The 10,773-nt window shown below is 38.2% G+C and carries 12 protein-coding genes and 1 tRNA gene; 11 read left to right on the top strand and 2 right to left on the bottom strand.

Features of this window, described 5'->3' with window-relative positions:
- Positions 1–49: 49 nt before the first annotated feature.
- The 5 genes from ACI6PS_RS14725 to ACI6PS_RS14705 all read left to right on the top strand — a co-directional run bounded on the left by ACI6PS_RS14725 (position 50) and on the right by ACI6PS_RS14705 (position 4,596).
- On the top strand, positions 50–1,228 hold the full coding sequence (locus ACI6PS_RS14725) for a hypothetical protein (RefSeq protein ID WP_421013337.1): 1,179 nt from the start codon (positions 50–52) through the stop codon (positions 1,226–1,228).
- Between the two features lie 200 nt (positions 1,229–1,428).
- Positions 1,429–1,758, top strand: a complete 330-nt coding sequence (locus ACI6PS_RS14720; protein WP_421013336.1) for a T9SS type A sorting domain-containing protein — start codon at positions 1,429–1,431, stop codon at positions 1,756–1,758.
- Positions 1,759–1,868: 110 nt separating this feature from the next.
- Positions 1,869–2,639 (top strand): T9SS type A sorting domain-containing protein, encoded by a 771-nt coding sequence (locus ACI6PS_RS14715; protein WP_421013335.1) that lies wholly within the window; start codon positions 1,869–1,871, stop codon positions 2,637–2,639.
- A gap of 89 nt (positions 2,640–2,728) precedes the next feature.
- Complete coding sequence (locus ACI6PS_RS14710) at positions 2,729–3,538, top strand: T9SS type A sorting domain-containing protein (RefSeq protein WP_421013334.1); 810 nt, start codon at positions 2,729–2,731, stop codon at positions 3,536–3,538.
- Between the two features lie 77 nt (positions 3,539–3,615).
- On the top strand, positions 3,616–4,596 hold the full coding sequence (locus ACI6PS_RS14705) for an acyl transferase (protein ID WP_421013333.1): 981 nt from the start codon (positions 3,616–3,618) through the stop codon (positions 4,594–4,596).
- On the opposite strand, the gene ACI6PS_RS14700 is transcribed toward ACI6PS_RS14705, so the two are convergent.
- Entirely contained in the window at positions 4,591–5,034 is a 444-nt protein-coding gene (locus ACI6PS_RS14700) for a retropepsin-like aspartic protease (RefSeq protein WP_421013332.1), read from the bottom strand. The genes ACI6PS_RS14705 and ACI6PS_RS14700 overlap by 6 nt on opposite strands.
- A gap of 115 nt (positions 5,035–5,149) precedes the next feature.
- Here ACI6PS_RS14700 and ACI6PS_RS14695 point away from each other — a divergent pair, with 115 nt between their 5' ends.
- The 4 genes from ACI6PS_RS14695 (at position 5,150) to ACI6PS_RS14680 (ending at position 8,286) form a co-directional block, all read left to right on the top strand.
- Positions 5,150–5,917 carry a TatD family hydrolase gene (locus ACI6PS_RS14695; protein WP_421013331.1) on the top strand — a complete coding sequence of 256 codons (768 nt, stop codon included), beginning with the start codon at positions 5,150–5,152 and terminating at the stop codon, positions 5,915–5,917.
- Between the two features lie 65 nt (positions 5,918–5,982).
- Complete coding sequence (locus ACI6PS_RS14690) at positions 5,983–7,119, top strand: 1-acyl-sn-glycerol-3-phosphate acyltransferase (protein WP_421013330.1); 1,137 nt, start codon at positions 5,983–5,985, stop codon at positions 7,117–7,119.
- A complete protein-coding gene (locus ACI6PS_RS14685) occupies positions 7,109–8,137 on the top strand; it encodes an asparaginase (protein WP_421013329.1) in 1,029 nt (342 codons plus the stop codon). Before ACI6PS_RS14690 ends, ACI6PS_RS14685 begins: the two co-directional genes overlap by 11 nt.
- Positions 8,138–8,199: 62 nt before the next feature.
- Positions 8,200–8,286, top strand: a tRNA-Ser gene (locus ACI6PS_RS14680).
- A 65-nt stretch (positions 8,287–8,351) separates the two neighbouring features.
- On the opposite strand, the gene ACI6PS_RS14675 is transcribed toward ACI6PS_RS14680, so the two are convergent.
- On the bottom strand, positions 8,352–8,714 hold the full coding sequence (locus tag ACI6PS_RS14675; RefSeq protein ID WP_421013328.1) for a PKD domain-containing protein: 363 nt from the start codon (positions 8,712–8,714) through the stop codon (positions 8,352–8,354).
- Between the two features lie 776 nt (positions 8,715–9,490).
- Between ACI6PS_RS14675 and ACI6PS_RS14670 the strand changes: the two genes are divergently transcribed.
- Both ACI6PS_RS14670 and ACI6PS_RS14665 read left to right on the top strand, forming a co-directional pair.
- Positions 9,491–9,763, top strand: coding sequence for a hypothetical protein (locus ACI6PS_RS14670; RefSeq protein ID WP_421013327.1), 273 nt, complete (start codon positions 9,491–9,493; stop codon positions 9,761–9,763).
- A gap of 256 nt (positions 9,764–10,019) precedes the next feature.
- Positions 10,020–10,706 carry a hypothetical protein gene (locus ACI6PS_RS14665; RefSeq protein WP_421013326.1) on the top strand — a complete coding sequence of 229 codons (687 nt, stop codon included), beginning with the start codon at positions 10,020–10,022 and terminating at the stop codon, positions 10,704–10,706.
- Positions 10,707–10,773 lie beyond the last annotated feature (67 nt).

The raw sequence follows: 10,773 nt of genomic DNA, 5'->3' as shown, positions 1-10,773 counted from the left end.
GTATTTAATCTTCAAATTTGCAGAAACATAACTAATTATAATTTTAAAAATGAAAAAATCAATTTCAAAAATTTTCGGATTGGCAATTCTATCTCTTGCAACAATCGCAACTTCATGTTCTAGTGATGATAATGGAGGGGAAACTACCCCAGGAAGTACTTTCGTAGTTAATAGAGAAGATCTTAAAGGTACTATCAATGACGGGAATGTTGTTTTGGAGTCTGGAACATACAAACTTACGGGTAAACTTATTGTTGCTAACGGAGCTACTTTAACAATCAAGCCAGGTGTAAAGGTAGAAGCTACAGCATTAGTAGCTGGACAATTTCAAGAAGTACGTTACATCGCAATTTCTCAAGGAGCAAAAATCGATGTTCAAGGAACGGCTACTAATCCAGTTGTAATGACTGCTGCGGTACAAGCTCCTGCTGCATGGGGAGGTTTGGTAATCTGTGGAAAAGCTCCAATCAACAAAGGAACTACTGCTACTGCTGAAGTATCTGAATTGACTTACGGAGGTACAGTTGCTAATGATAATTCTGGTACAATCAAATATTTGAGAATTGAATATTCTGGATATTCTTACAATGCTGATAAAGAATTCAACGGTCTTTCTCTTTTTGGAGTAGGTAATGGAACTACTATCGAGTACGTACAGGCTTACGAAGGATCTGATGACGGATTCGAGTGGTTTGGTGGAACTGTAAATGCTAAATATTTAGTAGTATCAAACAAAGGGGCTAACGTAGGTGATGACTTGTTCGACTGGACCGAAGGATGGAACGGAACTGGTGAAAACTGGTACGGAATCAGAACTAATGCTGGAAACAGAGGTATCGAAGCAGATAACAACTCTGGTAATCCATTAGCGACACCTATTTCTAATCCAACAATCAAAAACCTTACATTGGTAGGAACTGAAGCTGGGTCTGAAAACCAAGGTATTAAATTAAGAGTAGGTACTCAAGGTAATTTTGATAACGTAGTATTGAAAGGTTGGAAAACAGGATTCGATGTGCAGCACGATGCAAGCGTTGGTTATGTAGGGACTTCTTTAAAAGCTACAAGAGTGAAATTTGAAGAAGTGGCTGTAAAATCTGTAGGTAAGAAAACGGATGACACAGTTGTTGATGTAAGCGCTGTTTTCACAGAAGACAACACTGCTACAGGAGCTGGTAACGGTTCAGGTGTTCCAACTTGGACAGCTGGTTGGACAGTAGGTTTGTAATTTACAAGCTCAAATTATTTAAAATTTAGGTTTAAGTTTAAATAGAAACATCCGTCAATCTGGCGGATGTTTTTTTGGTATACTATTTGATTTCCAATTCAAGAAGATAAAAATTATCGCTTTTATTATAACTTTTAAATTTAATTCATAATTTCTATTTCGCAATTATTTAATACCTTTGACCTAATCAAACCCTACTGATGGCTAAAAACTACTTTTATATTATATTATTATCGCTATGTTTCTTTTCTACAGCTGCTTCGGCTCAGGAAAGCAAGCAGCCTAGTGCTACTATAGAAGAATTGAGTTTCTACCCAAATCCTGTGAGCACTGGTAAAATCTACATTACATCTAAAACATCACAGAGCAAGGAAATAGCTATTTATGATGTATTAGGGAAAAAAGTACTTCAGGCTAGCTTAAATGTAAACACAAAAGAGTTGAATATTGCAACACTTTCACCGGGAGTTTACATCATCAAAATCAAGGAAGGCGAGGCTACAGCTACTAGAAAGCTGATTGTGAAGTAATTTCAATTTTAAAATTGTTATTATTTAATAATTTTTTCACATTGGATGTTGAAAAAAATTCAAAATACTTCTTACATTTGCACTATAAATAATTTTAAAAAAAACTCAAGATGAAAAAACTTTACACTTTATTATTTGTTGCATTCGCAAGTATTGCTTCGTTTGCCCAAACAACAACAGAAGATTTTGTTAACTCTACAGCAACAGCTTCTTACGGAGATGGAACTTTTGTAGGGAATGGAGGAATTACATATAGTTTTGTGCATTCTAGAAATGCTGGAACTGGTTCTGATGATTACACAATTAATGCGGAAGGATTAATGTTGAGAAGACCTTCAGATAGTTATCTTGAGGCAACTTATCCAAATGGACTTTCGTCTTTTTCTTTCCAATTTAGAAAAGCCTTTACTGGAGGCGCTATAAGACAATTAGAAGTATTGGTAAACGGAGAGGTTGTTTCAACTACTCAAGAATTTGGCGAAGGCGCAGGAGCTGATGCAACAGTATACACACATTCATTGACTATTAACCAAGCTGGACCAGTTACAGTGAGAATTAAATGTGTTGGAGATGCAACTATTACTGCAAACAGACAAACTACGCTTGATAATATTGTATGGGCTCCTCAAAATTTATCAGTTAAACAAAACTCAATCGCTGGTCTTCAAGTATACCCAAACCCAGTAACAAACGGAACTCTTTACATCAACACTACAGCTAATGCTTCAAAAGAAGTAGTTATCTATGATGTATTAGGAAAGCAAGTTGTAAAAACTACAACTGAAAATGCAGTAAACGTTTCTAAATTAAACGCTGGTGTTTACATCGTTAAGGTTACTGAAGAAGGAAATACAGCTACAAGAAAATTAGTGATCAAATAATTGATTGTTATAAAATATTTAAAAAGCATCCGCCACGGCGGATGCTTTTTTTTGTATTATTGCGGTTATAAAATTAAAATATAACAGCTATGAAAAAACTTTACACCGTTTTATTATCCATTTTTGCAGCTACAAGCTTTGCACAGACTACCATTTTCTCAGAGGATATGGGAACTCCTCCCACTAATCCTGCTCAAACCCAAATTGCCAACCATACGTTTCAAAACAGCAGTCCTATTGTCTTTTCAGGCGATGCTGTAATGGTGCTTCCAAATAATCCGGATATTGCGATCCCTTCACACGGATACGAAGGCGCTTCTGGTGGCGGATGTGCAGCTATTTTTGCTACCGATAAAACCTTTATGATCGAAGGCATCAATACATTGGCTTATTCTGATATAAGCTTGTCATTTGGCCAGTTAAAAGGAAATTCCCAAAATTCCAACACTATCACGATAGAGGTCAGCGAAGATGGAACTACTTGGAGCCCGCTCACATATACGGGAGTACCAGGTAGTCTTTCAGTTTGGTCATTGATCACCACATCAGGAATCATTCCTTCTACCGAAAATTTAAGAATCAGATTTTCGAATCCAGCTTCTACAGTAGCTGTTTTCAGAATTGATGACATTAAACTTGTAGGAACAACACTAGGAATTAGTAAAAATGCAATAGAAGGATTGAAAATATATCCAAACCCTGTAACAAACGGAACACTTTACATCAACACTACAGCTAATGCTTCTAAAGAAGTTGTGATCTATGATGTATTAGGAAAGCAAGTTGTAAAAACTACAACTGAAAATGCAGTAAACGTTTCTAAATTGAACGCAGGTGTTTACATCGTTAAGGTTACTGAAGAAGGTAATACAGCTACAAGAAAATTGGTTATTAAATAATTCAAATTTTAATAAACTTCAATAGCCTCAATTAACGTTGAGGCTTTTTTTATTTTCATACTTTTGCAAAAAAAATCTTGATTCCAGCTTCCGACATATTTAATATTTCCAGCCAAAAGCAATTTGAAAAAATTGCGCTTAAGGTGTTTCGTTTTCAATACGAAAACAATAGTGTTTATCGTCAGTTTTGTGAATTGTTGAAGGTCGAGAAAGGAAGCGTAAAATCGTTAAAGGAAATTCCCTTCCTCCCGATCCAGTTCTTCAAAAGCCATGAAGTGCTTTCTGATGAAAATCCGATACAGCAAACATTCACAAGTAGTGGTACAACGGGAATGATTACAAGTCGGCACCTCGTTACCGATATTACTTTATACGAAGAAAGTTATCGAAAAGCTTTCTCAGAATTCTACGGAAATATAGAAGATTATGCTGTTTTGGCATTGCTTCCTTCATATCTGGAACGCGAAGGTTCGTCGCTGATTTATATGGTAGCGGATTTAATTAAGCTATCTAATAACGAAAACAGCGGTTTTTATCTGCACAATCACGATGATTTAATCGAGAAACTAATCGAACTCGAAAAACAGGAACAAAATGTTATTTTGATAGGTGTAACCTATGCCTTATTGGATTTAATCGAAAAGCGAAAATTCAATTTAAGCAATACCATCATCATGGAAACCGGTGGCATGAAAGGCAAGCGTAAAGAAATGATACGCGAAGAATTGCACCAGCAATTGTGTGATGGTTTCGGCGTTTCGGCCATACATTCGGAGTACGGCATGACCGAATTGTTATCTCAGGCTTATTCGCTCGGAAACGGAATTTTCGAATGTCCGTCCTGGATGAATGTTTTAATTAGAGATACTGAAGATGCGCTAACTTACGTGGATAGCGGAAAAACCGGTGGTATCAACGTGATTGATTTGGCTAATATCAACTCCTGCTCCTTTATCGCTACGCAGGATTTGGGCAAAAAATATCCCAATAATTCTTTCGAAGTGTTGGGACGTTTTGACAACTCGGATATTAGAGGTTGTAACCTTATGGTTTTATAATTTCTTTAAATAAAGATACTTATTCGAGTAATCAATAATGGCTTTTCCTTCCAATAAAACATCTGCACCAATAATTCCTTGAACGGGCTTGGCCTTATGTTGTGTCAAGGCTTGGTTAACGTGTGATAAGTCAAAAATCACTAGGTTGAAATCCTTCCATTTCCAAAGTCCCAATTTCAATATGTTCTTCTGAGATACTTGTGTCAGCATTCCCACGGCTCCCGCTCCCGCCGCCTTGGTTTTTGATTTTTGAGCAGATAAAGTAAAAAGTTCAATGGATTCAAATCCCACACAGCTGTTGGAAGCTCCCGTGTCCAGTATAAAATCTCCCTTCACTCCGTTGATGGTTGCTTTTATCAATAAATGTTGGGTTTTGGTAACTTTAAATTTAATTTTCTTATAGCTTTCCTTCTTCAGGATTTCTTGAATCTTTTTCATTTGAATAATTTGAAGTTCAAAAATAAATTAAAAAAGCGGAAACACTGTATCTATTAACGTTTTCAAGATTCAAAAAATTTAAACTTTGTATCTTTGCGCCATTCAAAATTTAAAAATGACAATTACCGATACCCATAGCCACATTTACAGCGAAGAATTTGCCCAGGACCGAAAGGAAATGATGCGAAGAGCCTTTGAAAATGGTGTTACCCGAATATTTGTGCCTTCGATTGATTCTTCTTATGCTTCTAAAATGTATGCGATGGAAGCCGAATATCCGGAAAATGTGTTCCTGATGATGGGGTTGCATCCCACTTATGTAAAGGAGAATTATCTCGAGGAATTGGCTTTTGTAGAAACGGAACTTGCTAGAAAAAAATTTTATGCCGTAGGCGAAATTGGAATTGATTTATTTTGGGACAAGACTTTTTTAAAGGAACAGCAATTTGCTTTCAGAAGACAGATCCAGTTGGCAAAACAATATAAATTGCCCATCAACATTCATTGCAGGGATGCATTTGATGAAGTTTTTGAAATTTTAGAAGAAGAAAAATCTCCAGAATTATGGGGAATTTTCCACTGCTTCACAGGAACGTATGAGCAGGCCTTACAGGCTATTTCATGTAATATGAAACTCGGAATAGGAGGGGTTGTGACCTTTAAAAACGGAAAAATCGATCAGTTTTTAAGTGAAATCGATTTAAAGCACATTGTTTTGGAAACCGATTCGCCCTATTTAGCTCCAATTCCTTACCGAGGAAAGCGAAATGAAAGCAGTTATGTCGTGAATGTTATAAAGAAATTAGCCGAAATCTATAACGTTAGTGAAGAGAAAATAGCGGAAATTACCACCGAAAATTCAAAGACAATTTTCGGGATTTAATGAAAAGAGAACAAGGATGTCAATAAATTTTTGTTCTTTTGTTACACCAAAACTAAACTATTAAAATGCAGAAATTTGACGCAATTCGTCCGTTTTATGATTCTGAGATAAACGAGGCCATCAAAAAAGTGGTTGATCACCCAATGATGAAAGCATTGATGAATTTTGCTTTTCCAGATGTTGACGACGAAGTTTGGAAGGAACAACTCAAAAAAACGCATTCTATACGCGATTTCCAATGTAATTTTATATACAAGGCATTGATGCAGGTGCTCGAAAAAACCTCGGAAGGATTGACGACTTCTGGTTTTGAAAAGCTCGAAAAAAATACGCCTTATCTTTTTATATCCAATCATAGAGATATTATCCTAGACACTTCTTTGCTGAATGCATGTCTTTTTGACCATGGATTGACGATGACGGCTTCGGCCATTGGTGACAACTTGGTAAAGAAATCATTCCTTTATACACTCTCAAAACTCAACCGAAATTTCTTGGTTCAGAGAGGTCTGCCGCCAAGGGAATTGTTGCAGAGTTCCAAATTGATGTCGGAATACATCGGGCAATTGCTGTTGCGCGAAAACCGCTCGGTGTGGATTGCACAGCGTGAAGGAAGAACCAAGGACGGTAATGACGCAACCCATCAAGGTGTTTTGAAAATGCTTGGAATGGGTTCGGACGAAGCCAATCTGATGGATTATTTCAAGAAGGTAAAGATTGTTCCGGTTTCTATTTCGTATGAATACGATCCTACGGATGCCTTAAAGATGCCGCAATTAATGGCTGAGGCGAATAATGAAATCTACATCAAGGAAAAGAACGAAGATTTTATGACCTTGCTGAGCGGGATTATGGGTCAGAAAAAACGCATCCATATTCATGTTGGGGATGTTTTGGATACCGAAATCGATGCCATCAAGGCAGAATTCGACAATTCGAACAAGCAGATTCAGGCATTGGCTCAGGTAATTGACGATTCAATCTTGAATACATATAAGCTATGGCCTACGAATTATATTGCTTATGACATTTTGAACAATACTGATAAATACGCTCATTTATATACCGAAAAGGAAAAATCACTATTCGAAAGAAGACTTGAAATTCGGATTGATGAAAATAATCCTGTGGAGATGCAAGGCTTCCTGGCGATGTATGCCAATCCGGTTGTAAACAAATCAAAGTACGAAAATGCAGTCTAAATCCAAGATACTTTTAATTTATACCGGAGGAACCATCGGTATGATGAAGGATTTTGAGACCGGTGCCTTGAAGGCTTTCAACTTTAGCAAACTGCTTCAACGCATCCCCGAATTGAAACAATTGGATTGTGAAATCGAAACCTATTCGTTCGAAAATCCGATTGATTCCTCTAATATGAATCCCGAAAAATGGCAGAAGATTGCCGCGGTGATCGAAACGAACTACACTTCCTTTGACGGTTTTGTGGTATTGCACGGTTCCGATACGATGTCCTATTCGGCTTCTGCATTGAGTTTTATGCTGGAGCATTTGGCAAAGCCGGTGGTTTTTACAGGTTCGCAGTTGCCGATTGGGGATTTGCGTACCGATGCTAAGGAAAACCTGATTACGGCTATACAGATTGCTTCTTTGCAATACAAAAACAAGCCCGTAATTGGTGAAGTTTGCCTTTATTTTGAATATAAATTATACCGAGGAAATAGAACGACAAAGATAAATGCGGAACATTTTAATGCGTTTACTTCGCCAAATTATCCACCATTGGCAGAATCGGGAGTGCATTTGAAATTAAACAAGGAAACTTTTCTACCAAAATCCAATTCTAAAAAACTTTTGGTACACAAGGAATTGGATCCAAATGTGGTGATCCTGAAGATGTTTCCCGGAATAAATGAAGATGTCCTGTCGGCTATTTTCAATATACCAAATCTAAAAGGCGTGGTTTTGGAAACATACGGAGCCGGAAACGCGCCAACGGATGAATGGTTTTTGAACTCCTTGAAAAAAGCAATAAAAAGTGGACTGCACATCATCAATGTGACCCAATGTTCGGGCGGAAGTGTAAGCATGGGGCATTATGAAACCAGTACTTCGATGAAAAAGATCGGTGTGATTTCTGGGAAAGACATTACGACCGAAGCGGCAATCACCAAACTGATGTACCTTATCGGGCAGAAAGTTTCGCCTAATGTCTTCAAAACTATTTTTGAAACCCCATTGAGAGGCGAATTGTCGTAAAAAGTCCCGTTTAAATTTCGTTAACTGATATTTTTTTTTGTTCTTTGCACGCGGAAATTAATAGAGAGGTGTCCGAGTGGTTGAAGGAGCTAGCCTGGAAAGCTAGTATATGGGTAACTGTATCGAGGGTTCGAATCCCTTCCTCTCTGCAAAATCAGTTATAAGAAAAGGGTTCAGCATTTGCTGAACCCTTTTTTTTTATGATATTGTTGGTTTATTCGATGTCTACGGTATTGTGTTTGTCGTAGGAGCATTTTCCTCCGTTTAGTGTTACTACAGCCTTGGCGGTATATGAGCCTGCTGTTGTGTAGGTATGAGTGGCAGTTGTTCCGGTTAGTGTTTGAACTGGAGTGCCATCGCCAAAATCCCATTTTATGTTTTCGTCTAGGTTTTTCTCTCCTCCGTAGGTAATTTCAAAAGTTACTTTTTTAGGATCTTCGGTTGCCTTGGTGTGGTCGATAAGTACAAGTGCCGACTCGAAAAGGCAGTCTGTTGCGCTTTCAATTAGTTTATCGGGACTGCAGGAGGTGATGCCGAAGATTACGAATGCGAGCAATAGAGTAGTTGTTTTTTTCATTGTTGGAGTTCTTAAGTTGTTGCTCAAATGTAATAATTATTGTGGCAGGGTGTGTATTATGTTATGTTGATTTGTAGGTGTTTTTTTGTTTAAATGAGTGTTGAGGGGGTGTGTTTTTGTGCTTGGGGGCGGTGGGGTAGCTCTGGGGGACACGGCGGAACTCTGGGGGCTGAGGGGAAATGCTGGGGGACGGTGTGGCAGCGCTGGGGGACGAGGGAAAATGCTAAGGGCTGCGGAGGAACGCTGGGGGATGGTGCGGTTTTGTTGGGGGACAGTGGGGCAGCTCTGGGGGACGAGGCGGAACGCTGAGGGCTGCGGGAAAATGCTGGGGGATGGTGTGGTTTTCTTGGGGGACGGTGGGGCAGCTCTGGGGGCTGTGGGAAAATGCTAAGGGCGCAGGAGAAATGCCGGGGGATGGTGCGGTAGTGCTGGGGTGTGGTATGGGAAGATGAAATATAGGGGAAACACTGATTGAATAGTGTAGTTAATTTGTTAAGTTTGTTTTGGTTAAAATTTTTGGATGTGGAAAATCGTAAAAATTTGATGGGAATGCGGGGTAGGTTTGGGAGAGTTTGTCAACTAACGAACCGTATTTTAATTTAAAAAGTAGATAGATGAGATTAACCGCAAAAGGAATGGCGAAATCAGGCAATTGGAGCATAAGGGATTAGGTATAGGTAGATTATACGCTTTAAAGGCGAACTTGCATGTCAATAGCCAATTAGCATTAGAGCATCTTAATAATAATTAAGGTTAACATTTAATTATTTTATAATTTGAAAACACTTCATAAAGCAATAGCGATTCTGATTTTAGTAGCGAATATTTATTTTTTGTATGCTACGATTGGGATTATTCGAACAGCTGGGGGACCGATGGGATGGGGATATTTGGTTTTGCCTTTTACTGTTTCGGCAAATTTGCTAATTGTTCCTGCGGTTATGGTTTTGCAGAAGCGGTTTGAGGGCTATGGTTTTCTCACAGCTATTAATGCCTTGGGACTTTTGGCTATTATGGTGGTTGTGTCGTTGCTGTTTTTTCGGTTGTAATTAAGATGTTTGTGAACAATTATAAAAGCTGTGAGTGATCACGGCTTTTTTTGTTTTGTGGTGTTTCTGTTTGGAAGTGCTTTGCTGGATGTTGATTTGGTATTTAACTTTAAAAATTGGTTTGTTTTATAAAATTGTTTAATTGGTTGTTGAAGTAATATATTTATTTGCTATTTTGCATTGAATTCTTAAATGAGTAAAAATTTTTATTAAAAAACCCCTATGAGCCGAATTTTTAATTTAAAACTAATATTGTATGAAAAAAAGGGGTTTTACTCTGGAGGAATATGTTCCCGGAGGTACGTTTTTATTGACGAGTTTTAAGCTTCATCTAAAGCTTATGGAAGTAAGGTTTAGGGAGCTGACGCCGGCTTATGAGGCTGCGTTTGAGGCGCAGTTGGCAAAGGTTGACGTATTGGAGAGTTCGCTGGTGAAAACGGAGAGGCAAAAGCAGGTGACGCAAAAGCTGTATCTTGAAACGGGCGCGACGACTGCTGATTTGGAGTATTTGGCTTATTACTTGAGAAGGGCGAAACTTGGCGTGAAGGTCTTGAGTGCTGTTCGTAAGGATTTGAAAAATGGTAATGTTGAGGGGGCTTGCAAGGGTCTTGAGGATGTTATCCAGTATGTTAAGGATCATAGTTCTGTTCTTGAGGTTAAAGGTTTGGATACTCATTATGTTAGTGTATTGCGTTCGAAGAAGGATAGCTTGCTTGCTTTGAATGTGTCGCAAAATGAATTTATTAATGCGAGAAAGAAACTGACTTCTGATAACAAGGGAGAATATGCGGCGCTTTATGAGTATATCAGTGCTGTTGCGGAGGCTGGAAAGATTTTCTTTGCCGGCAAGAAGGAAGAGGATGAGTATACTATTTCTAAAATTTTAGCTCGATTGCGCAGCGGGAATAGCGGTGGCGACGATAAAAAAGATGTTATTGAATAATTATAGAGGTCTGGCGAAAGCTGGACCTTTTTTATTTTAGATTGCAGATTTTAGATTTTAGAATTCA

Origin of the sequence: Flavobacterium sp. PLA-1-15, from assembly GCF_049060005.1 — a bacterium.
Lineage (GTDB): Bacteria > Bacteroidota > Bacteroidia > Flavobacteriales > Flavobacteriaceae > Flavobacterium.
This window is presented reverse-complemented; position numbering and strand designations above follow the sequence as displayed.